The sequence below is a fragment of the Pseudomonas vlassakiae genome (assembly GCF_014269035.2).
In the GTDB taxonomy this organism is placed as follows: Bacteria; Pseudomonadota; Gammaproteobacteria; order Pseudomonadales; family Pseudomonadaceae; genus Aquipseudomonas; species Aquipseudomonas vlassakiae.
Genome location: NZ_JABWRP020000009.1, coordinates 140,273 through 161,307, shown reverse-complemented (window position 1 = coordinate 161,307; position 21,035 = coordinate 140,273). Strand labels below are relative to the sequence as shown.

The 21,035-nt window shown below is 57.5% G+C and carries 23 protein-coding genes and 1 tRNA gene; 8 read left to right on the top strand and 16 right to left on the bottom strand.

The genetic code is table 11. From position 1 onward, the window contains the following. Positions 1-17: 17 nt before the first annotated feature. Positions 18-1,412 (bottom strand): DNA (cytosine-5-)-methyltransferase, encoded by a 1,395-nt coding sequence (gene dcm, locus HU738_RS13955; protein ID WP_186603857.1) that lies wholly within the window; start codon positions 1,410-1,412, stop codon positions 18-20. A gap of 234 nt (positions 1,413-1,646) precedes the next feature. Here dcm and HU738_RS13950 point away from each other — a divergent pair, with 234 nt between their 5' ends. The 5 genes from HU738_RS13950 to HU738_RS13930 all read left to right on the top strand — a co-directional run bounded on the left by HU738_RS13950 (position 1,647) and on the right by HU738_RS13930 (position 6,946). Continuing rightward, entirely contained in the window at positions 1,647-2,069 is a 423-nt protein-coding gene (locus HU738_RS13950; RefSeq protein ID WP_186603858.1) for a very short patch repair endonuclease, read from the top strand. Between the two features lie 175 nt (positions 2,070-2,244). Then, positions 2,245-3,873 (top strand): ATP-binding protein, encoded by a 1,629-nt coding sequence (locus tag HU738_RS13945; protein WP_186603859.1) that lies wholly within the window; start codon positions 2,245-2,247, stop codon positions 3,871-3,873. A 1-nt stretch (position 3,874) separates the two neighbouring features. Beyond that, positions 3,875-4,699 (top strand): HNH endonuclease, encoded by an 825-nt coding sequence (locus HU738_RS13940; RefSeq protein WP_186603860.1) that lies wholly within the window; start codon positions 3,875-3,877, stop codon positions 4,697-4,699. Continuing rightward, the gene (locus HU738_RS13935; RefSeq protein WP_186603861.1) at positions 4,692-6,512 is read left to right on the top strand and encodes a DEAD/DEAH box helicase; all 1,821 of its coding nucleotides are present in this window, start codon (positions 4,692-4,694) and stop codon (positions 6,510-6,512) included. The genes HU738_RS13940 and HU738_RS13935 overlap by 8 nt, the downstream gene beginning before the upstream one ends. Then, the gene (locus HU738_RS13930; protein WP_186603862.1) at positions 6,509-6,946 is read left to right on the top strand and encodes an EcoRII N-terminal effector-binding domain-containing protein; all 438 of its coding nucleotides are present in this window, start codon (positions 6,509-6,511) and stop codon (positions 6,944-6,946) included. Before HU738_RS13935 ends, HU738_RS13930 begins: the two co-directional genes overlap by 4 nt. A 173-nt stretch (positions 6,947-7,119) precedes the next feature. Here HU738_RS13930 and HU738_RS13925 read toward each other — a convergent pair whose 3' ends face one another. From HU738_RS13925 to thrS, 10 genes are all read right to left on the bottom strand, one after another. After that, positions 7,120-7,497, bottom strand: coding sequence for a hypothetical protein (locus HU738_RS13925; protein ID WP_202884338.1), 378 nt, complete (start codon positions 7,495-7,497; stop codon positions 7,120-7,122). A 526-nt stretch (positions 7,498-8,023) separates the two neighbouring features. After that, positions 8,024-8,100 (bottom strand) — tRNA-Pro (locus HU738_RS13920). A gap of 112 nt (positions 8,101-8,212) precedes the next feature. Further along, positions 8,213-8,569 (bottom strand): MerR family transcriptional regulator, encoded by a 357-nt coding sequence (locus HU738_RS13915; RefSeq protein WP_008100384.1) that lies wholly within the window; start codon positions 8,567-8,569, stop codon positions 8,213-8,215. Then, positions 8,550-8,852, bottom strand: a complete 303-nt coding sequence (gene ihfA, locus HU738_RS13910) for an integration host factor subunit alpha (protein ID WP_003250679.1) — start codon at positions 8,850-8,852, stop codon at positions 8,550-8,552. The genes HU738_RS13915 and ihfA overlap by 20 nt, the downstream gene beginning before the upstream one ends. A gap of 4 nt (positions 8,853-8,856) precedes the next feature. Beyond that, complete coding sequence (gene pheT, locus HU738_RS13905) at positions 8,857-11,238, bottom strand: phenylalanine--tRNA ligase subunit beta (RefSeq protein ID WP_186603864.1); 2,382 nt, start codon at positions 11,236-11,238, stop codon at positions 8,857-8,859. A 32-nt stretch (positions 11,239-11,270) separates the two neighbouring features. Further along, positions 11,271-12,287, bottom strand: a complete 1,017-nt coding sequence (gene pheS / locus HU738_RS13900; RefSeq protein ID WP_054887103.1) for a phenylalanine--tRNA ligase subunit alpha — start codon at positions 12,285-12,287, stop codon at positions 11,271-11,273. Positions 12,288-12,396: 109 nt separating this feature from the next. After that, positions 12,397-12,753, bottom strand: a complete 357-nt coding sequence (rplT, locus tag HU738_RS13895) for a 50S ribosomal protein L20 (RefSeq protein ID WP_003250671.1) — start codon at positions 12,751-12,753, stop codon at positions 12,397-12,399. Positions 12,754-12,780: 27 nt separating this feature from the next. Continuing rightward, complete coding sequence (gene rpmI, locus HU738_RS13890) at positions 12,781-12,975, bottom strand: 50S ribosomal protein L35 (protein ID WP_003250667.1); 195 nt, start codon at positions 12,973-12,975, stop codon at positions 12,781-12,783. Positions 12,976-13,036: 61 nt separating this feature from the next. After that, positions 13,037-13,588, bottom strand: a complete 552-nt coding sequence (gene infC / locus HU738_RS13885) for a translation initiation factor IF-3 (RefSeq protein ID WP_176509498.1) — start codon at positions 13,586-13,588, stop codon at positions 13,037-13,039. Further along, a complete protein-coding gene (gene thrS, locus HU738_RS13880; protein WP_054887102.1) occupies positions 13,588-15,510 on the bottom strand; it encodes a threonine--tRNA ligase in 1,923 nt (640 codons plus the stop codon). Before thrS ends, infC begins: the two co-directional genes overlap by 1 nt. 330 nt (positions 15,511-15,840) lie before the next feature. On the opposite strand from thrS, the gene HU738_RS13875 reads away from it, so the two are divergent. Further along, positions 15,841-16,146: a hypothetical protein gene (locus HU738_RS13875; protein ID WP_186603865.1), complete on the top strand. Its 306-nt coding sequence runs from the start codon at positions 15,841-15,843 to the stop codon at positions 16,144-16,146. Between the two features lie 163 nt (positions 16,147-16,309). Further along, positions 16,310-16,522 (top strand): cold-shock protein, encoded by a 213-nt coding sequence (locus HU738_RS13870; RefSeq protein WP_003250656.1) that lies wholly within the window; start codon positions 16,310-16,312, stop codon positions 16,520-16,522. 222 nt (positions 16,523-16,744) lie between these two features. On the opposite strand, the gene HU738_RS13865 is transcribed toward HU738_RS13870, so the two are convergent. Then, a complete protein-coding gene (locus tag HU738_RS13865; protein WP_186603866.1) occupies positions 16,745-17,065 on the bottom strand; it encodes an I78 family peptidase inhibitor in 321 nt (106 codons plus the stop codon). Positions 17,066-17,324: 259 nt separating this feature from the next. Here HU738_RS13865 and HU738_RS13860 point away from each other — a divergent pair, with 259 nt between their 5' ends. Beyond that, a complete protein-coding gene (locus HU738_RS13860) occupies positions 17,325-17,537 on the top strand; it encodes a hypothetical protein (protein WP_099814504.1) in 213 nt (70 codons plus the stop codon). Here HU738_RS13860 and HU738_RS13855 read toward each other — a convergent pair. From HU738_RS13855 to HU738_RS13840, 4 genes are all read right to left on the bottom strand, one after another. Further along, on the bottom strand, positions 17,509-18,516 hold the full coding sequence (locus tag HU738_RS13855) for a nucleoside hydrolase (protein WP_186603867.1): 1,008 nt from the start codon (positions 18,514-18,516) through the stop codon (positions 17,509-17,511). The two genes, HU738_RS13860 and HU738_RS13855, sit on opposite strands and share 29 nt — an antisense overlap. A 179-nt stretch (positions 18,517-18,695) precedes the next feature. After that, positions 18,696-19,094: a D-ribose pyranase gene (gene rbsD, locus HU738_RS13850; RefSeq protein ID WP_176509502.1), complete on the bottom strand. Its 399-nt coding sequence runs from the start codon at positions 19,092-19,094 to the stop codon at positions 18,696-18,698. Continuing rightward, positions 19,091-19,999, bottom strand: coding sequence for a ribokinase (rbsK, locus tag HU738_RS13845; RefSeq protein ID WP_186603868.1), 909 nt, complete (start codon positions 19,997-19,999; stop codon positions 19,091-19,093). Before rbsK ends, rbsD begins: the two co-directional genes overlap by 4 nt. Positions 20,000-20,008: 9 nt before the next feature. After that, a complete protein-coding gene (locus HU738_RS13840) occupies positions 20,009-21,031 on the bottom strand; it encodes a LacI family DNA-binding transcriptional regulator (RefSeq protein ID WP_186603869.1) in 1,023 nt (340 codons plus the stop codon). Positions 21,032-21,035 lie beyond the last annotated feature (4 nt).

The following is a 21,035-nucleotide window of genomic DNA, read 5'->3' as shown; positions in this document are numbered from 1 at the left end:
CTCAAACGCTTGCCGCCTCACCTTCCAATTTTTTCCTTTGCCTTCAAAATTCTTGACTTCATCATTTTTGCAACAGCCTCGAAAACAGGCACCGCCACTGAATTACCAAACTGACGGTATGCCTGAGTGTCCGAAACAGGTATAACGAAGGTGCTTTCGCCTGGTTTGTCAAAGCCCATAAGCCTAGCACATTCTTGAGGTGTCAGCCGACGGGGGCGGCTCAGACTGTTAACTTCGCCATAAAAGTCTAATTTATCCGAGAATCCGCGATCGACCAAAATTTCCGAACCATCCTTATGGTACCGTGCGGAAAGCGTACGAGCCACATCATTAGGACGAGTAAGGCCGAAGCCAAAGCCATTACCCTTCGCCTTGTGCTTTTGAGCATATTTGTACAAATACTCCCAAAGCTTAGGAGTCAGTATGTACTTGCTATCGACATTTTTATCAAGCAAATCACCGAAGGAAGGTCGCTGAACCGGCTCATACTTCGAAATGTCTTTCAGTGTGAACCCCTGATGGACATTCAGGTCTCGCCTGAAGCCTACCAAGACGATCCGTTCTCGATGCTGAGGCAAGAACTTGACTGCATCGATGACCTTCGGATCAGCGCCTTTGGGAGCATTAACATCTGCTACTTCATAGCCCAGCTCATCTAGCGTTTCACAAATAATCCGAAACGTATTTCCTTTGTCATGACTTTTGAGGTTCTTGACGTTCTCGAGCAGGAAAGCAGCGGGACGCTTTGCCGCGATGATTCGGGCCACATCAAAAAATAAAGTGCCCTGAGTTTCACACTCGAACCCATGCTTGCGCCCTAAAGAATTCTTTTTCGACACACCTGCAAGAGAAAACGGCTGACAAGGGAAACCAGCAAGCAGCACATCATGATCTGGGATTTCCCGATCGATATTCCGGTAAGCCTCTTCCTCACTAACCTCCGGTTTATCCGAGAGCGTTACTGATCGAATGTCTAAATTAAAACGATGACGAGCAGGATCGCAATAGTGGTTAGCCTTATAGGTCCTCACCGCATATTTATTCCACTCAGAAGTAAAGAGACATTCGCCCCCCACTGCCTCGAACCCCTTGCGAATTCCACCGATACCGGCAAACAAGTCGATAAAAGTGAAAGTTCTCTCCCCTTCCACCTTCCGTGGCAGCAGCTCACTCAAGCGTTTGTGGTCAATGTATGACAGCTTGGGAGACGCCTTGCCCTTATACCAACGATTAATCGTCTCGCGACACCAATGTCCCGGGCTTGCTTCGTTAAGCACAGCAGCTAGAAAACCCTGATCGTAGATCTCGAGCAGCTCCTGCAGTAGCGCTCGATCGCTTCCTGCATAGTCACCGGGTTGATCGGTAGCAGCAGCGCGCGGGTTTGCGCCTTGCACATCTTCAAAAAAACTCATAAGCGCTCTCTGGGTCAAATCTGTGACGAAACGTCACTATTCTATCCCTTAGGCCAGCAATGTGAAGCGTTTTTTACCGAGGTATCCTAAGGACGCTACATCGTAGGCGCCGCCGCAGAAGCAGCCAAATCGCCAATCCCCCTTTCAGGGAGGTCTGAAAAGGAGGTGAACCTGATGTCACAGATGGAACCGAACGTAAAATAAACAAAGCTCCGCTCTGCCAATGGTAACGATATGGACACGGTCGATTCAGCAACTCGCTCCAGGATGATGTCTGGCATCCGAGGGAAGGATACCGCTCCCGAAATGCTGGTCAGACGATTCCTGCACAACCGAGGGTACCGATATCGCTTGCATCGAAAGGACCTTCCCGGGAATCCGGACATTGTGATTCCACGCCTCAAGGTATGCATTTTTGTCCATGGCTGCTTCTGGCATCGTCACCCCGGTTGCCGATATGCGACCACTCCCAAAACCCGACTTGAGTTCTGGGGTGACAAATTCCAGAAAAACATAGCCAGGGATGCTGCCAACACGCTAGCACTGGAGGCTCGCGATTGGACCGTCTTGATCGTCTGGGAATGCCAGTTGAAAAAAGATCCGGAGACGTTGTCTAGGCTGGAACACCGGCTCCAAATGATTGCCCATGCTATCTAAGGACCCGACCACGCCACGGAGGTCATCTTCCTGCCGCAGTTTGCACCAGGTGGTACCGACAAGGTTGCCTTGTGGTGGCGGAGTGCAATTATACTGACCTCTTCCGAGAGTCTCGCAGAGCTCATGGCACTGGGGCTAGGGAAGCCTAGAGCCCCATAACGCAAAGGACCCCAATGTGAGTGATTTGATAAACGAGCCAGATGCACCCCGCCTGATCTTCGGGCTTAGAGACACAGGCTACAACGTCAGGACTGCTGCCGCAGACATCATAGACAACTCCATCGCCGCCAAAGCAGACCAAATCAACGTCGAGATCACCCTACGTAGCGATGGCCGTAAGCTGGTCTACTTCGGAGACAATGGCGAAGGGATGGATGCTGATGGTGTCTACAAGGCGATGCGTTATGGGGCACCGGAACGCGACAACCCTGAGAGTCTCGGGAAGTTCGGGCTTGGGCTTAAGACTGCATCCAGCTCTGTTTGCCTCAAATACACGCTGATTTCTCGCAAAAGTCCCACCGATGTATTCGCAAAGCTCGCTTGGGATCTAGACCACGTCGCTCAGAGCGAAAAGTGGGAGATGCTCCGCGAGCCCGTCACCCCGGACGAAAAAGAGATGTTCGAGGAGCTATGTGGGGAAAGGGGCACGCTCTTAATATGGGAAAAATGCGATAGGATTCTGACCAGAGAATACGAAGCAGGCTCGAGCAAAGAACAGAGCGCGATTAAGCGCCTCGCGGAAAGCCTGATTAAACACCTATCGCTCGTTTATCACCGATTCCTTGACCACACTGACGAGCGCGAACGCAATATCGATATTTTCATCAATCAAACGCCGGTAGAGCCATGGAATCCGTTTTACCCTGCACGCTCCGAGCAGGTTCTTTCAGAAAAAAAGCAAAAGTTAGTAGTAGAGCTGGCTGACGGTTCCGAGGAGACGGCGAATATACGAGCGTGGATTCTGCCGCACCGCAGCGACATGACAAAAGATGAGGAAAAGACCCATGCACGCATCTCAAACCGTGCGCAGGGTTTTTACGTCTATCGTGAAGGTCGCTTGATCCAAGATGGAAGCTGGCTAGAAGTCTTTGGTGCACCAGAGCCTCATACCTCCTTGCTGCGTGTGGAGTTTGACTTCGGACATAAGCTTGACGACGCATTTCGGATCGATGTCAAAAAGTCCAGAATCCTTTTCCACCCAGATCTTGAGGACGGGCTGCGGGAGTTGCTTCAGCCAGTCTATCGTGAAGCAGGACAGCGGGCTCGTAGACAAAATCGAGAGCAAACCAATCTTAAAAAGATCGACCACACCAGCGCTAACAAGAACATTGCGGAAACCGGCAGCGCTAGCAAACCGCAGGTAAACTCTGTCGATCCTGCAACCCAGTCTGCGATCATTTCAAATAATCATGGCAACAAGATCAAGCTTAAGGTACCAGTTCAGAATCATGTAAGTCCCGAAACAGTGTATGTAGACGCTGTAGAGAACATCAATACTGGAGAGCTGTGGCAACCAGCTCTCCGCAGTGCTGGAAATAGCGACCATGTCCCTGCAGTTTTGCTCAACAAACATCATGACTTCTATCAGAAAATCTATAAACGCGCGGCCGCTAACGGTTTCGCCGTTGAAGGTATGGATCTTCTATTGTGGGCTTTTGCTGTAGCTGAGCAAAACAATACCAACGACGAGCTTGAGCCGATATTTGAGGATATTCGTAACGAAATATCCAACAACCTTCGTAAACTTCTACGAAATGTTCCCGACCCTGAGCCGGGCGACCTGATGGCTGAAGAAGAAGGCTGAGATGATCAGCGGAAAGAAAAATCTTATCCTCAGAGAGCTTGAGGAAGGGACTGGAGCTCTCATATCGGCCGCAGTCGATCTTAGTGGACTTAGGTCAGGACTTCGTATTTGGTTTGGTGACTTAGATGAGAAACACGGACCGGTTGCGGAGCTTCGCCCATTTGGACTCAAGGGACATAGTGTAAGTCTCTTCTTTGGACGCTTCTCAGGAGAAGTCATCAGCCAGATCAAAAAGGCGTCCTTTGAAGATGTCCAATTAGCACGCGCTCTAGTGGCATCAATTCGAACTGACATCGACTTGGAGATATCGGGCCAAACACTCACGGACTGGAAAATAACATCTGGGGATTTTCAAATTTCCGCAAAAATTCGTGACCAAGACGATCCACATAGCGATACCAATATCATTGCGACATGTCGTGAAGTGATCGTTCCAATGATGGCTGCGATGGCGGAGCTTATTGGCTACGATGTAATCGAGGAAGATTTAGGTGAGGTGGCTCCGGTTTTCGAAGGAGCTATCTCGCACTCGGTTATAAAACGACGGGAAAGAAATCCTCGCAATAGACTTTTGTGCATTCGCATTCATGGAGAACGCTGCTTGGTCTGCGGCTTGGAGCCAAAGGTATCCTATGGCGAGGCAGGATCAATAATTGAAGTTCATCACCTAGAGCCTGTAGGACTTCTTTCAGAGCCTCGCCCGTATGACCCGCGCATGGATCTAGTACCACTCTGCCCCAACTGCCACAGAGCTCTACATACGAGGCGACCCATACCGTTCACCCTCGAAGAGTTAAAAGCGCTGAGGGAAAATAGCCGTGACTGATATTATCAAACTTCCTGAGACCTTCGCAGCGCTCTTAAGCAGTCACCCTGAAAACCTGACACTCTCAGAGCGGCTTGTTGACCCTGTCATGATCATCTGTAAGACGGAGGATCGTATAGTCGCGCGCCTAGGAGGGATTCGATCGCTTCGAGGCAAGCGGTCTGTTTACTATGCTCCAAGCAATCGACATTCTTGGGTACTGGATGGAAACACAATCCGACCACTTCCGATCGACGCAGTCACTCTTTTTAACGAAGCACTGAATAACTCATCTTCCGAAAATCTTTCTTACAGCAAGGCTATTGAGCTAATTCGGACACCTAACGCAAATTTAGAGGTGCTTCCTGATGAGATATTTCTACAATCGGGAAGGGTTGCTGCGCATAAACTTGAGGGGGAGCTTACAATCCAGGGGCTGAACGCAACGCTATTTCCCTATCAGTCACGCGGTATTCTCTGGATGTGGGAAACCGTTAAACTTACGGGCGGACTGATTCTCGCCGATGAAATGGGGCTGGGCAAAACGCTTCAGATTATCGCATTGCTGCTAATGGACCCACCAAAGTCCGACTCGCCTGCATTGATAATTTGTCCGACTAGCCTTATTGCCAATTGGGAGCGAGAGTTTGAACGGTTTGCACCTGGATTGACCTTGATGATACATCGCGGCCAAAATCGGGCAGGAATATATCGAGAACTACAACGGACCAGTATTGTTATCACAACATATGACACCATGGTCAACGATGTCTCAATTTTTTCATCCGTCGAATGGTCTTGGCTAATTTGCGACGAAGCACAAGCAATCAAGAACCCGCAATCAAATCGCAGAAGGGCTATCGCTTCGATCCCACGCCGACATACTGTTCCCATGACTGGTACGCCCGTTGAAAACAGCTTGGTTGATCTATGGTCTCTTGCCGACTTCGCCATCCCCGGCCTACTTGGCTCTCAACTTGATTTCGAGGCTCTATATCCGGACTGTATTGAATCAGCTCAGGCAGTGGGGCAACTCACTGATCCTATGATACTCAAACGCCGGGTAGCAGATGTAGCTGACGATTTACCCCAGCGAATAAATATCGATTTGCCGCTCGAGCTGGACGACCTTCTGACTGAGCATTATTTAAATGTAAGATCTGAAACACTCGCCAAGTATCCTACAGCAGGGGCTCTAGTGGCTACGCTTCAACTGCAACTTGTATGTGCTCACCCTTGGCTGCACCAAGCTTCAGAAGGGGACGTCGATGGTGAGGAGTCGACAATCACTCGCACAACCAAACTTCCCCTGATGACCTCAAAAATGGAAAGAACAATCTCCCTCTTAAAGGAGTCTTTCGCAAACAAACGAAAAGTCATAATTTTCGCGCTATTCAACCGAATCGGCGAATTAGTAAGGGAGGCGTTCTCCAGTTCGCCCAACACGTACTGGGGCTCTATTAATGGCTCTACCGCTCAACCAGATCGCCAATCAATTATCGATGACTTTACAAATCACGACGGCCCCGGATGCTTGATACTTAACCCTAAGGCGGCCGGCGCCGGTTTAAATATTACCGCAGCAACCGTGGTGATACATTTCACTCCGGTATGGAACCCGGCACTAGAAGCACAGGCTAGTGCTCGGGCCCACCGAAGAGGGCAAACTCAGCCAGTCACCATTTACCGTCTTTTTTACAAAAATACAGTGGAAGAGGTTATGTTAGAACGCTCTCTTTGGAAGAGCGAGCTGGCAAATGAAAGCATCCCAGTTTTTTCCAGAGATGCAACCGACATCAGACGTGCCCTTGAAATTACTCCGGTGAAGACATGAAAACACCTGTATTCCGAAAAACTTTGAGCGCTAATGACGTTGGCGCCACAGGCGCTCATCAAGCCGGCATCCTCATACCAAAATCAGAGTCGGATCTTCTTTCAATACTCCCTTCGCTTGACCCAGCGATAAAAAACCCAGATGCATGGATTGAATGCGAAGATGAAGACGGAACCATGAGGAAGTTTCGCTTTGTATATTACAATAACAAAATCCATAAATCCGGCACTAGAAACGAGTACCGAATCACTCATATGACGAAGTACTTTAACGAGACAGGAGCCCGCCAAGGCGAATCATTGGAAATATCTAAGCCCGAAAACTCCAGTCATTACAGAATTCGGATCGTACGCTCGGCAACGGCGCTCGAAGCTCTTGACCTAGAGAGCGGTGTCAGGATCAAAATCAAGTCAGCATGGCGGCGCGTCCACTAAAGACATAACTATCGTAATATCTAGAGATTCCATAGTCTGACGGCGTCGTGCACAATCCAACACCTTTGGGGGCCAGCATTAGTTTCCTATAAGCTGAAGCTGCGCCCCTTCTGGTTTATGCTGTTCGACAACAGATGCGGAGGAGAACCCTCGCTCTCTGCATCAACCCAATCTCAGCACCGCTCCCACTGAGAAATGCCAGGGCGGTGCTCCGCACTGCCAGTGCGAATTAGGATGCAATGAAGCAGGCCCTGCCCATCGTAGCCGATGATGACATTATCACCCTCTTGGGCATGCTCCATAACTTGGTTGTTTTGGAAGTAGAGCCGATACTCGGAGCGAGTAGGATGTTCCTCGCGGGCATCATACCAAGTCATTTTAGCCCGATCGGAAACGCTTTCGCCTCTGACCGAGAACTGGGCACTGAATTCCGCCCGATCAGGCCCAAACACGTTTTTGAGCGCGGACACACCATTAAACTCATGCTGGTTTGAACGCTCAGGGCGAGCCTCCACCGCAGACAAGGTCTTGATACAGGCGGGGTTGAGCACTACTGGCCGACTCGACATTGCATTCCAATCCTTCTAACTCGAACAGGGGTTCATCACCGGAGCCTCTCAACTGGCAGCTTGGTGACTTTGCCTCAATTATATGATGGCAACCTGACCTCATTTCAAGGGTTTGCCGTAAAACGTTGCTGATGGAGGATTTTCGCTAGCTTTTGTATCGGTCAGAGGGCTCTCGCCGAGAGCTGGTGGCCACATGCGTGGCAAAGGCGTTGAGATCGATTGCAAACGGATGCCCGAGCAGTGATCGGCATTCCTATTGGTATTCCAAGCTGAAACTCATATAAATTTTTTCTATTTATATCAATAATCTACCGACAGAATTCAGATTATCCCGGCTCACGAAAAAGTAGAGCTACACTCCCCCCCCCCCCGCATATCACAGGTTGTATGTTTAGAAATCTGGCTCAAACCGATAAAGAGCGAAAGCGTATTGAACACGATCACCAACCCGCAGCTTCCAGCGCACAAACAAAAAAGCCACCCGAAGGTGGCTTAATCGTTTAAATAATGGTCGGGACGGAGTGATTCGAACACTCGACCCCTTGCACCCCATGCAAGTGCGCTACCGGGCTGCGCTACGCCCCGACTGGGCTTGAAGCATGTTCTCAATCTTGCCGAGAACGTTGAAGAATGTACCCTAACCTCCTGATAAATGAAACCTTTTTCTCAAAAAATTTTCCACTCATCAGAAACCAGCCTACTTCTTCAACACCACCAACACATCCTCCAGCTCGACAATCATCTGCCGAATCAGCTGCTTGTACTGGCTCGATTCATCCTTCACCTCATCACTGGAGAGCCGCAACCGCGCCCCGCCAATGGTGAACCCCTGGTCATACAGCAGGGCCCGGATCTGGCGGATCATCAGCACATCCTGCCGCTGATAATACCGCCGGTTCCCCCGCCGCTTCACAGGGTTGAGCTGAGGAAACTCCTGCTCCCAATACCGCAGCACGTGTGGCTTTACGGCGCACAACTCGCTCACTTCACCGATGGTGAAGTAGCGTTTGCCCGGTATGGGGGGCAGTTCGTCGTTATGGCTTGGTTCCAGCATAGGCCTCAACCCGGGCTTTCAACTTCTGCCCTGGACGAAAGGTGACGACGCGCCGTGCGGTGATCGGGATCTCTTCCCCTGTCTTGGGGTTGCGGCCCGGCCGCTGGCGTTTGTCGCGAAGGTCGAAGTTGCCGAAACCGGACAACTTGACCTGCTCGTTCTCTTCAAGTGCGTGCCGAATTTCTTCAAAAAACAGCTCGACCAGCTCCTTGGCCTCACGCTTGTTAAGCCCCAGCTCCTCGTACAGCCTTTCGGCCATCTCAGCTTTCGTCAGAGCACCCATGCCGTTATTTCCTTAACGTGGTGTTCAACCTTTGTTCGAGCGAGGTGAGGATGTTTTGCAGGGTAGTGTTCACCTCATCGTCGTTAAGAGTGCGCGATGGATGCTGCCAGGTCAAGCCGACGGCAAGGCTTTTTCTATCAGGATCAATGCCTTTACCTTGGTAGACATCAAACAGCCTGAGGTCTGTGAGCCATTCGCCTGCATTGTCACGAATTACTTCAAGCACGTCTTGAGACGCCACATCACGTCCTGCGATCAAGGCCAGGTCGCGGCGGGTTTCCGGGAACTTGGAGAGTTCGCTGAATTTCGGCAGGCGGCCTTCGACCACATCGCCCAGCACCAGCTCGAAGACGAACACCGGGCGGTCCAGGTCCAGGGCTTTGGCAAGCTCTGGGTGGAGGGCGCCGAGGTAGCCGACGTCCTTGCCGTCGCGCTGGATCACAGCGGTCTGGCCAGGGTGCAGGGCTGGGTGCTTGCCGGCGGCGAAGGTGAAGTCGCTCAGGGCGCCGCTGTAGCCCAGCAGGGCTTCGACGTCGGCCTTGACGTCGAAGAAGTCGATGGTGTCGCGGCCGTTGGCCCAGCCTTCCGGCAGGCGGCTGCCGGTGACGACGCCGGCGATCATGGGCTGCTGCTGCAGGTTACCGAGCTGGCCGACGAAGCGCAGGCCGCTTTCGAACAGGCGCACGCGGTCTTGCTGGCGGTTGAGGTTGTGCTGCAGGGCCTTGACCAGGCCCGGCCACAACGAGGCGCGCATGGCGGCCATGTCGTTGGAGATCGGGTTGGCCAGCAGCAGCGGCTCGACGCCTGGGCTGAACAGCTCGAACAGCTTCGGGTCGATGAAGCTGTAGGTGATGGCTTCCTGATAGCCGCGGGCGACCAGCAGGCGGCGCAGGTTTGGCAGCTCGCCGCGGGTTTCCGGGCGGGCTTGCGGCGCGAGGCGGGCTTGCGGGTAGCGCACGGGCAGGTTGTTGTAACCGTACAGGCGGGCCAGCTCTTCGATCAGGTCGACTTCCAGGCTGATGTCGAAGCGGTGGCTTGGGACGTTGACGGTCCACTGCCCTGCCCCGTTTGCCATGGTAGCCAGGCCGAGGTTGTTGAGCAGTTGCTCAACCTGGGCCGGGTCCATCTCCATGCCGAGCATCTGGGTGATGCGGTCGGCGCGCAGGGTGACCGGGGCGACGTTCGGCAGGTGCTGTTCGCTGACGGCTTCGACGATCGGGCCGGCTTCGCCGCCGACGATGTCGAGGATCAGCTGGGTGGCGCGCTCCATGGCTTCGCGGGCAAGCTGCGAGTCGACGCCGCGCTCGTAGCGATGCGAGGCATCGGTGTGCAGGCCGTAGGAACGGGCTTTACCGGCGACGGAGATCGGCTCGAAGAAGGCGCTCTCGAGGAACAGGTCGCGGGTTTTCTCGGTGTTCACACCGCTGTGCTCGCCACCCATGACGCCGGCGATGGCCAGGGCGCGGGTGTGGTCGGCGATCACCAGGGTGTCGGCACGCAGGGCCACTTCCTGGCCGTCGAGCAGGACCAGCTTCTCGCCCTCTTCGGCCATGCGCACGCGGATGCCGCCGTTGATTTCGGCGAGGTCGAAGGCGTGCATCGGCTGGCCGAGTTCGAGCATCACGTAGTTGGTGATGTCGACGGCGGCGTCGATGCTGCGTACGTCGCTGCGGCGCAGGCGCTCGACCATCCACAGCGGGGTTGGCTTGCTCAGGTCGACGTTGCGGATGACGCGGCCCAGGTAACGTGGGCAGGCCGCCGGGGCGCTGACTTCGACCGGGCGCACTTCGTCGTGGGCCGGGGCAACGGCGGGTGCCACCGGGCGGGTGACCGGGGTGTCGTACAGGGCGCTGACGTCGCGGGCGAGGCCTGCGATGGACAGGCAGTCACCGCGGTTCGGGGTCAGGCCGATCTCGATGCTGGCGTCGTCCAGGCTCAGGTACTGGCGGATGTCTTCGCCAACCGGGGCGTCGGCGGCCAGTTCCAGCAGGCCGTCGTTTTCTTCGCTGATCTGCAGCTCGGCAGCCGAGCAGAGCATGCCGAACGACTCGACGCCGCGCAGCTTGGCCTTCTTGATCTTGAAGTCGCCTGGCAGTTCGGCGCCGATCATGGCGAACGGGATCTTGATGCCTGGGCGGGCGTTAGGCGCGCCGCACACGACCTGGAAGGTTTCCTGGCCGTTGCTCACCTGGCACACGCGCAGCTTGTCGGCGTCCGGGTGTTGTTCGGTGGCGAGGATCTCGCCCACGACGATGCCGCTGAACTGGCCGGCAGCGGGGGTCACGCTGTCGACTTCGAGGCCGGCCATGGACAGGCGGGCGACCAGTTCGTCACGGGAGACTTGCGGGTTTACCCAACCGCGCAGCCACTGTTCACTGAATTTCATGCTGTTCTCCTGGAAAAGTGCGTCGATGGGGCCTAGCGGAATTGCGCCAGGAACCGCAGGTCGTTATCGAAGAACAGACGCAAATCGTTGACGCCATAGCGCAGCATGGCCAGGCGCTCGGCGCCCATGCCGAAGGCGAAGCCCTGGAATTCTTCAGGGTCGATGCCAGACATGCGCAGCACGTTCGGGTGAACCATGCCGCAGCCCATGACTTCCAGCCAGCCGGTCTGCTTGCACACGCGGCAGCCCTTGCCGGAACACATCACGCACTGGATGTCGACTTCGGCGGACGGCTCGGTGAAGGGGAAGAACGACGGGCGGAAGCGCACGGCCAGTTCCTTTTCGAAGAACACCCGCAGGAATTCTTCGATGGTGCCCTTGAGGTCGGCGAAGTTGATGCCGCGGTCGATCAGCAGGCCTTCGACCTGGTGGAACATCGGCGAGTGGGTGATATCCGAGTCGCAGCGGTACACGCGGCCCGGGCAGACAATGCGGATCGGCGGCTGGGTGGACTCCATGGTCCGCACCTGCACCGGCGAGGTGTGGGTGCGCAGCAGCATGTTGGCATTGAAGTAGAAGGTGTCGTGCATCGCCCGGGCCGGGTGGTGGCCGGGGATGTTGAGCGCTTCGAAGTTGTGGTAGTCGTCTTCGACCTCGGGGCCTTCGGCGATGCCGTAGCCGATGTGGGTGAAGAACTGCTCGATGCGCTCGAGGGTACGGGTGATCGGGTGCAGCCCGCCGGTGGTCTGGCCACGGCCTGGCAGGGTCACGTCGATGCATTCGGCGGCCAGGCGAGCGCTGAGCTCGGCCTCTTCAAAGGCGGCCTTGCGTGCGTTGAGCACGACGGTGACGCGCTCTTTGGCGTCGTTGATCAGCGCGCCGACTTTCGGGCGCTCGTCGGCTGGCAGGTTGCCCAGGGTCTTCATCACCTGGGTCAGTTCGCCCTTCTTGCCGAGGTACTGAACCCGGATCTGTTCCAGGGTATTGATGTCTTCAGCGCGCTCGACGGCCTCTAGGGCTTGGGAGACCAGCGCATCCAGGTTTTCCATGTACAGACTCCAGATACGAAAATAGGGGAAGAGCTTTGAAGGCTCTTCCCCTATCGATGACGTTCAATGCCCGGCACCGCAAGCGCCGCCGGGTGATTGTCGCGGGTACTTAAGCCAGAACGGCTTTAGCTTTCTCGACAATCGCAGCAAACGCCGCTTTTTCGTTCACTGCCAGATCGGCCAGAACCTTACGGTCGATTTCGATCGAAGCCTTTTTCAGGCCAGCAATCAGACGGCTGTAGGACAGACCGTTGGTGCGGGCACCGGCGTTGATACGAGCGATCCACAGTGCGCGGAACTGACGCTTCTTCTGACGACGGTCACGGTAGGCATATTGACCTGCCTTGATGACAGCCTGCTTGGCAACGCGGAATACGCGCGAGCGTGCACCGTAGTAGCCTTTAGCCAGTTTCAGAATTTTCTTGTGACGCTTACGAGCGATGACGCCACGCTTAACACGAGCCATGAGTAACTTCCTCTATCTAAACCAGAATTAACGTACGCGCAGCATGCGCTCGACTTTTGCCACGTCAGACGGGTGCAGCAGGCTGGCACCGCGCAGTTGACGCTTACGCTTGGTCGACATTTTGGTCAGGATGTGGCTCTTGAAAGCGTGCTTGTGCTTGAAGCCGGAAGCGGTCTTCAGGAAGCGCTTCGCAGCACCGCTCTTGGTTTTCATTTTTGGCATGTTGGAACTCCGCATTCGATAAAATTACACAATAATCATCAGGCCTGCCGTGCCCGGGAGATTACTTCTTCTTTTTGGGGGCGATGACCATCATAAGCTGGCGTCCTTCCATCTTAGGATGCTGCTCAACGGTGCCGTATTCGGCGAGGTCGGTTTCGACCCGCTTCAACAGCTCCATGCCCAGCTCCTGGTGGGCCATCTCACGGCCGCGGAATCTCAGAGAGATCTTGGCCTTGTCCCCATCGGTAAGGAAACGTACCAGGTTGCGTAGTTTTACCTGGTAATCCCCTTCTTCCGTCCCTGGACGAAACTTGATTTCCTTGATCTGGATCTGCTTCTGGTTTTTCTTGGCTTCGTTAGCCTGCTTCTTCTTTTCGAAGAGGTGCTTGCCGTAGTCCATCACCTTGCAGACAGGCGGTACCGCGTCTGCAGAGATTTCCACCAGATCCAGCTTCGCTTCTTCAGCGATACGAAGCGCTTCATCAATCGAGACGATGCCAACCTGCTCGCCATCAGCGCCAATTAACCGAACCTCGCGGGCCGAGATATTCTCGTTGATCGGGGCCTTCGGTACAGCACGCTTATCGTTTCTCATTTCACGCTTAATAGTCATTACTCCGATTCTTGGCGTCCACGCCGGGAAACCGCTTGTGTCAGAAGCTCAACGAACTGGGCGACGGGCATGGAGCCCAGGTCTGCGCCTTCGCGAGTACGCACAGCGACGGTTCGTGTTTCGACTTCACGGTCCCCTATAACCAAAAGGTACGGGACCTTGAGCAAAGTATGCTCGCGGATTTTAAAGCCGATCTTCTCATTTCTCAAGTCCGACTTGGCACGGAAACCGCTACCGTTCAGGGCATTTTCCACTTCGAGGGCGAAATCGGCCTGTTTGTCGGTGATGTTCATGATCACCGCCTGGGTCGGTGCCAGCCACGCCGGGAACACGCCAGCGTAGTGCTCGATCAGCATGCCGATGAAGCGTTCGAACGAACCGAGGATCGCACGGTGCAGCATGACGGGGCGAACCCGGCTGTTATCTTCGGCGATATAGCTGGCATCCAGGCGTTCTGGCAGGTTCGGGTCGTACTGCAGGGTACCGCACTGCCAGTTACGGCCGAGGCAGTCGCGCAGGGTGAACTCGATCTTTGGCCCGTAGAAGGCGCCCTCGCCCGGCTGGTATTCCCACTCCAGGCCCGACTCGTTCAGGGCGTCGGCCAGTGCACCTTCGGCGCGGTCCCACAGCTCTTCGGAGCCGACACGCTTGGCCGGGCGGGTGGACAGCTTCATGGCGATGTCGGTGAAGCCGAAGTCCTTGTACACGTCCAGGGTCAGCTTGATGAAGTCGGCGGCTTCTTTCTTCACCTGTTCTTCGGTGCAGAAGATGTGCGCGTCGTCCTGCACGAAGCCACGCACGCGCATGATGCCGTGCAGGGCGCCGGAGGGCTCGTTGCGGTGGCAGGCACCGAACTCGGCCAGGCGCAGCGGCAGGTCGCGGTAGCTCTTCAGGCCCTGGTTGAACACCTGCACGTGGCACGGGCAGTTCATCGGCTTGACCGCGTAGTCCCGGCTTTCCGACGAGGTGGTGAACATGTTTTCGGCGTAGTTCGACCAGTGGCCGGAGCGCTCCCAGAGGATGCGGTCGACGACCTGCGGGGTCTTGATTTCCTGGTAGCCGTTGACGCGCTGAACCTGGCGCATGTACTGCTCGAGCACCTGGTACACGGTCCAGCCGTTGGCGTGCCAGAACACCATGCCCGGGGCTTCTTCCTGCAGGTGGAAGAGGTCGAGCTGCTTGCCGATCTTGCGGTGGTCGCGCTTTTCGGCTTCTTCGATGCGCTGGATGTAGGCGGCCAGTTGCTTCTTGTCGGCCCAGGCGGTGCCGTAGACGCGTTGCAGCTGCTCGTTCTTGGCATCGCCGCGCCAGTAGGCGCCGGACAGCTTGGTCAGCTTGAAGGCCTTGAGGAAGCGCGTGTTCGGCACGTGCGGGCCACGGCACATGTCGACGTATTCTTCGTGGTAATACAGGCCCATGGCCTGCTCGTCCGGCATATCTTCGACCAGGCGCAGCTTGTAGTCTTCGCCACGGGCCTTGAACACTTCGATGACTTCGGCGCGCGGGGTCATCTTCTTGACCACGTCATAGTCTTTTTCGATCAGCTCCATCATGCGCTTTTCGATGGCAGCCATGTCTTCAGGGGTGAAGGGGCGCTCGTAGGCGATGTCGTAATAGAAGCCTTCGTCGATCACCGGGCCGATCACCATCTTGGCGGTCGGGTACAGCTGCTTCACCGCGTGGCCGACCAGGTGGGCACACGAGTGGCGGATGATCTCCAGTCCCTCTGCATCTTTAGGGGTGATGATCTGCAGGGTGGCGTCGTGGTTGATCAGGTCGCAGGCATCGACCAGCTTGCCGTCGACCTTGCCGGCCACGGTGGCCTTGGCCAGGCCTGCGCCGATGGATGCGGCGACGTCGGCGACGGATACGGCGTGATCAAACGAACGTTGACTGCCATCGGGAAGAGTAATAACGGGCATGGCGCCTCCTCTCCTAGTGGTGACCCCTACCAAAGGTCACGTGGGTTGGGATGAGCCAGTACAAGATCCGACCTGCCTTCCCTTGGGGGAAGCCTGCCTCACAGTGGCAGAAGCCTTTCAGCTTGCCAGGGACGAACCAGAGTGACTGGAAAGAAAAAACATCGCAGCAAGGGCCTTGCTGCAAGCCGGGCATGCTAGCACGCGGGTTGCGTGGCCCGCAGAAATATTTGGAAATTACACCGCTTCGGTGAACTATCCCGGAAAAATCCCTATCAGACCTTGGGAAGCAACCTACTCTTGATGAGACCTTAACCCAAGGAGTAACTGGTTATGCGAGTACCGTCTCTTCTGGCCCTGGCGGCCGCTGGCGCCCTGCTGCTGCCCGTGGCTGCGAACGCTGGCAACTTCCCAGCCGGGAAGGAAGCCGGCTACATGGCCCAGTGCACCCAAGTCGCCAGCAGCCAAGGCGTCGACGCCGCCACCGCGAAAAAGCACTGCGACTGTGGTGCCCAGGCGATCAAAAAGAATTTCACCGACGCGGAAATCGCCGACCTGGACAGCAAGGATGGCGTCGATGCCAAGCTGATGCAGAAGGCGCAAACCGTGGTGAAACAGAGCTGCGCGCCGAAGGGCTGAAACCTTAAAGCCAGAGCAAGCCCGGCATTATTTGCCGTGGATCAATATCCTGCGAAGGTAAAAGGCGCTAGATGCGCAGAATTAGACTATGATGTACCCCGTGCTCCGTAGCCTCGGCCGCATTGCACCACTGAAAAAACTAAATGTTCTGGAGATTCACCTCATGTCCAATCGCCAACAAGGCACCGTCAAATGGTTCAATGATGAAAAAGGCTACGGCTTCATCACCCCAGCAGGCGGCGGCGACGACCTGTTCGTACACTTCAAAGCCATCGAATCCGACGGCTTCAAGAGCCTGAAAGAAGGCCAGACTGTTTCCTTCGTCGCCGAGCGCGGCCAGAAGGGCATGCAGGCTGCGCAGGTTCGTCCGGAGTAATTCGGGCAGCTGTAAAAAAACCCGCCACATGTGGCGGGTTTTTTTATGGGTGCCTGTCAGCCCCAAACACATGCTTTTTTGTGGGAGCGGCCTTGTGTCGCGAAAGGGCCGCAACGCGGCCCCGGCATTTCATGTGGCGAAGCTGCAATTCTGGGGGCGCTGCGCACCCCTTTCGCGACGCAAGGCCGCTCCCACAAGTGGGCAGTGTGCAGGCTTGGCCTATCAACCGCAGTTGACGCGGGTCACCACACCTTGCTCGTTCACGTTCAGGTTCAGGCGCTCGGAGCGGTACTCCAGCGTCACCACGTCGTGCGGCTTGAGAATGCGTGCCATCTGTGAACCACTGGCCTTGCGCGCCTGCTCCAGCAGGGCGGCGCTGCCCGGCTTGCCGACGGCGAAGTCGGCACCGCTGGCCTCGCAGCGGCCATCGTTGCCGGCCGGCGCCTCAGGCGCCTTGCCACCCCCCGAATTGCCGCCAGTGCTGCAACCCGCCAGCAAAGCAGCCACCGCCAGGGTTGCCAGGAAAGCACGGGTACGGAACATGAATCCTCCTAAATCGATCTGGGAACTGCCTGATCCGACAGCTCCACCAAGAGTTTGTTGCACAACCGGGAAAGTCTGCCTGATCTGACCTGCAGGGGCCAAAGGCAATCGTGACCGAATTTTACCGCGCAACCGACGAGTCGCTTGGTTCGCGCCGCAAAGTCATGATTTACTTTAGGAAGTGAAGGCACAGTGCCTTCTGCGAACACCAGGATCCGGTGTCCGCCCCTCCGCCCCGGGCCCCCAGCGAGAGCCTTTCATGAGCAGCCACAGCATCGACGCCGATATCAAGGTCAAATGGGCCGAAGGCCAGAGCGCCTACAGCCCCAGCACGCCCGAAGAGTTGCTGTTGATCGCCATCGACCTGCTGGTGCGCGACCGCGGCGGCGAGGCAGCGCGCAGCTTCATCGATCAGGTGTTCGAGCGCTACGCGCCGCATGCGGCTATTGCAATCGAGCCAAGCGCGCGCTGAGCAGGTCGAAAAAGCCCTGGGCGTCAGCCTCGTTAACCCACAGTACATTGGCCGGCTGCCTGAGCACGCCGTACCAGTCGGCGACGGTCTGGCCGAAGGTCGGGCCTTCGCGGCTGTCGACACTCATGTGGATACGCCGGCCGCTGAACAGCTCGGGTTTCAGCAGGTAGGCGATGACGCTGGCATCATGCACCGGGCCACCGGGCATGCCATACAGGTCCATGTCGTGCTTGATGTAGGCCTGCAGAATGTCCACCACTTTCTTGCTGGCCTGGTTGTTCACCGCCGCCAACTGCTTGAGGCGGGCGTCGCTGGTGAGGACTTTGTGGGTGACGTCCAGCGGCAGGTAGGTCAACTGCACGCCACTGGCCAGCACCACCTCGGCGGCATGGGGGTCGGCATAGAGGTTGAACTCCGCCGCCGGGGTGATGTTGCCGCCGTTGAAGTGGGCACCGCCCATGACCACCACTTCTTTGATGCCCTTGGCGATCTCAGGTTGCTGGATCAGCGCCAGGGCCAGGTTGGTCTGCGGGCCGAGCATGGCGAGGGTAATGCTGTGGGGCTTGGCGCTGCCCAAGGTGTCGACCAGGTATTGCACGGCATTGCCATCGGCCAGGGGCTGTTTCGGCTCGTGCACCGGCACGCCGGTCAGCCCCTCTTCGCCGTGCACGTCGGCGGCATAGATGGGCGCACGCACCAGCGGCCGCCCTGCCCCGGCGTACACCGGGATGTCTTCGCGGCCGGCCCATTCGCGGGCCAGGCGGGCGTTGCGCGAGGTCTTTTCCAGGCGCACGTTGCCAGCGACGGTGGTGATGGCGCGGATGTTGAGGTCTTCGGGCGAGGCCATGGCCAGGAACAGCGCGACCACGTCGTCGGCACCGGGGTCGGTGTCGATGATCAGGTCACGCGGGGCGGCCTGGAGGGTGGTTGTGGCGGCTGCGGCCATGAGGGTCAGTCCTTGTAGCAGAGGTTTGAACATAGCGGCACTCCTGTTGCCCTGAAATGGAATGCGATCACTGTGGGAGCGGCCTTGCGTCGCGAAAGGGGTGCGCAGCGCCCCCAGGATCTCAGCTTCGCCGCAAAAATTGCCGGGGCCGCGTTGCGGCCCTATCGCGACGCAAGGCCGCTCCCACAAAAAATCGCACCGCGTTTCGCTTGTTAGAAGGTGACCCCGGAAATCAGGGCGATGTTGCTGTAGGGCTGGCATTCGCCGGTGCGGACGATTGCCCGGGCGTTGCGCGACAGCAGCTTGAAGTCCTCATGGCTGTGCCATTCGCGCTTGCCCAGCTTGCCCTTCAGGCGCTCGACCTCGACCAGCGCCGGCGGCACCACCTTCTGCATCTCTTCGGCCAGCACATGCCGCTCCACCTGCAGCTCGCTCAACACGGCGCGCAGCACGCTGGCAAAGTCCGGGATCCCCGGCGTCAACGCCAGGTCGATCAGTTCGACACCGGGTGGCACCGGCAAGCCGGCATCGCCAATCACCAGGATGTCGCCATGGCCCATCCCGGCGATGGTCCGTGACAGGGCGACGTTGAGCAGCAGGGTCTTCTTCATGGGGTCAGCTCCGCCAGGTAGGGAATCGACGGCTGGGCACCGGCGCGGGTGACAGACAAGGCCGCGGCGCGCTGGCCGAACGCGATGGCCTCAGCCTCCCCCTTGCCCTGCACCAGCGCAGCGGCAAAACCACCAATGAAGGTGTCGCCCGCCGCCGTGGTATCCAGCGGCCGCACCTTGGGCGCCGGGAAATGCTGGCTGCCGTCCCGGCTGACAAACAACGCCCCTTGCGCGCCCAGGGTGATGATCACCTTGCCTGCGCCCAGCTGCAGCAGGCGCTCCCCTGCGCGGCGGGCACTGTCCAAATCGTCGACCCGCTCGCCGGCCAAGGCTTCGGCCTCGCTTTCGTTGGGGGTGAGGTAGTCGATATGGGCAAACCAGTCCGCTGGCAGCGGGCCGGTGGCTGGCGCCGGGTTGAGGATCACTTGCTTGCCCAACTCGCGGCCCCTGGCCAAGGTCCAGGCCACGGTCTCCACTGGCACCTCGAGCTGGCAGATGATCACCTCGGCGGCCTGCAGCAAGGCATCGAAACGCTGTACCGACTCCGGTGTCAGCAGCCCGTTGCCGCCCGGGATGATGACGATGCAGTTCTGGCTGGCAGCATCCACGGTGATCAGCGCCACGCCACTGGATACGCCAGGGCACACGCTGACCGCCTGGCAATCGATGCCTTCCACTTCCAGCGCCTGGCGCAACTGCTGGCCGTAGGCGTCATCGCCGACATTGCCCACCATCGCCACACTGCCCCCCAGCCGCGCCACCGCCACTGCCTGGTTGGCGCCCTTGCCGCCGGGCACGGTGAAAAAATGTTCCCCGGCCAGTGTTTCGCCGGCGCGTGGCAGCCGCTGGGCGCGAGCCACCAGGTCCATGTTGAGGCTGCCGACCACCACTACCTTGGCATGCATGGCGATTCCTTAGCGGTAATCATTGAACAGGTCCGGGCGCGGCCCGGTGGATTCACGCAGCACGATGCGCGGCGAGACAATGCGCTGCTCGGCCCCGTCGCGACGCGGCGTGGCGATGCGCGACAGCAGCAAGGCCGCTGCGCTCTCGCCAAGCTCGCGAATCGACTGGCCGACCGTGGTCAGCGGCGGGAATACATAGCGGCTCAGCTCGATGTCGTCGAAGCCGATCACCGACAGCTCGCCCGGTACGTTGATGTTGCGTTCGGCGGCGGCGCGCAATACACCGAAACCGATCATGTCGTTGCCGGCGAAAATCGCCGTCGGCCGCTTGCCATCGAGCAGCTGCGCTGCGGCAACATGGCCACCGGGGCTGGTGAAATCACAATGCAGCACGCGGCCAGCCAGCACCTCGACCTCGGCCTCGGCCATCGCCCGGCGGAAGCCACTCAGGCGCAACTGGGTAACGCCGGTTTCGGCCGGGCCGCCGATGTAGGCGATGTCGCGATGGCCGAGCTCCAGCAGATGACGGGTTGCCAGGTAGGCACCCTGCTCGTGGTCGATGCGCACCAGGTCGGCGTCGACACCTTCCAGTTCACGGTCGACGATGACCATCGGCGTGCGCACACAGGCCAGGCTCTGCAGCAGGTCGGCATCCTCGCCCACCGATGCCACTACCAGGCCGTCGATGCGCTTTTCCAGCAGTACGCGCAAGTAGCTGCGCTGCTTCTGCGGGTTGTCGTCGGAGTTGCACAGGATCACGCAATAACCATTGCGCTCGCAGGCGTCCTCGATGCCCCGGGCCAGCTCGGCGAAGTACGGGTTGACGCTGTTGGGCACCAGCAGGCCGATGGTGGCCGTGCTGCGCGCCTTGAGCGAACGCGCCACGGCGCTGGGCACGTAGTCGAGTTCAACAATGGCTGCCTCGACCTTGAGCCGAACCTGCTCGCTGACCGGGCGGGTCTTGTTCAGGACATGTGACACGGTGGTGTAGGAAATGCCGGCGAGGGCCGCGACGTCTTTGATGGTTGCCATGTTG

What these genes read in the sequence shown, in the direction of transcription:
- rbsK (WP_186603868.1), bottom strand. Translation starts at nt 19,999, where the DNA reads ATGCATGCCAAGGTAGTGGTGGTCGGCAGCCTCAACATGGACCTGGTG.
- rbsD (WP_176509502.1), bottom strand. Translation starts at nt 19,094, where the DNA reads ATGAAGAAGACCCTGCTGCTCAACGTCGCCCTGTCACGGACCATCGCC.
- HU738_RS13940 (WP_186603860.1), top strand. Translation starts at nt 3,875, where the DNA reads ATGATCAGCGGAAAGAAAAATCTTATCCTCAGAGAGCTTGAGGAAGGG.
- HU738_RS13875 (WP_186603865.1), top strand. Translation starts at nt 15,841, where the DNA reads ATGCGAGTACCGTCTCTTCTGGCCCTGGCGGCCGCTGGCGCCCTGCTG.
- HU738_RS13840 (WP_186603869.1), bottom strand. Translation starts at nt 21,031, where the DNA reads ATGGCAACCATCAAAGACGTCGCGGCCCTCGCCGGCATTTCCTACACC.
- infC (WP_176509498.1), bottom strand. Translation starts at nt 13,588, where the DNA reads ATGACTATTAAGCGTGAAATGAGAAACGATAAGCGTGCTGTACCGAAG.
- HU738_RS13855 (WP_186603867.1), bottom strand. Translation starts at nt 18,516, where the DNA reads ATGTTCAAACCTCTGCTACAAGGACTGACCCTCATGGCCGCAGCCGCC.
- ihfA (WP_003250679.1), bottom strand. Translation starts at nt 8,852, where the DNA reads ATGGGTGCTCTGACGAAAGCTGAGATGGCCGAAAGGCTGTACGAGGAG.
- dcm (WP_186603857.1), bottom strand. Translation starts at nt 1,412, where the DNA reads ATGAGTTTTTTTGAAGATGTGCAAGGCGCAAACCCGCGCGCTGCTGCT.
- HU738_RS13865 (WP_186603866.1), bottom strand. Translation starts at nt 17,065, where the DNA reads ATGTTCCGTACCCGTGCTTTCCTGGCAACCCTGGCGGTGGCTGCTTTG.
- HU738_RS13950 (WP_186603858.1), top strand. Translation starts at nt 1,647, where the DNA reads ATGGACACGGTCGATTCAGCAACTCGCTCCAGGATGATGTCTGGCATC.
- thrS (WP_054887102.1), bottom strand. Translation starts at nt 15,510, where the DNA reads ATGCCCGTTATTACTCTTCCCGATGGCAGTCAACGTTCGTTTGATCAC.
- rpmI (WP_003250667.1), bottom strand. Translation starts at nt 12,975, where the DNA reads ATGCCAAAAATGAAAACCAAGAGCGGTGCTGCGAAGCGCTTCCTGAAG.
- pheS (WP_054887103.1), bottom strand. Translation starts at nt 12,287, where the DNA reads ATGGAAAACCTGGATGCGCTGGTCTCCCAAGCCCTAGAGGCCGTCGAG.
- rplT (WP_003250671.1), bottom strand. Translation starts at nt 12,753, where the DNA reads ATGGCTCGTGTTAAGCGTGGCGTCATCGCTCGTAAGCGTCACAAGAAA.
- HU738_RS13860 (WP_099814504.1), top strand. Translation starts at nt 17,325, where the DNA reads ATGAGCAGCCACAGCATCGACGCCGATATCAAGGTCAAATGGGCCGAA.
- HU738_RS13915 (WP_008100384.1), bottom strand. Translation starts at nt 8,569, where the DNA reads ATGCTGGAACCAAGCCATAACGACGAACTGCCCCCCATACCGGGCAAA.
- pheT (WP_186603864.1), bottom strand. Translation starts at nt 11,238, where the DNA reads ATGAAATTCAGTGAACAGTGGCTGCGCGGTTGGGTAAACCCGCAAGTC.
- HU738_RS13870 (WP_003250656.1), top strand. Translation starts at nt 16,310, where the DNA reads ATGTCCAATCGCCAACAAGGCACCGTCAAATGGTTCAATGATGAAAAA.
- HU738_RS13930 (WP_186603862.1), top strand. Translation starts at nt 6,509, where the DNA reads ATGAAAACACCTGTATTCCGAAAAACTTTGAGCGCTAATGACGTTGGC.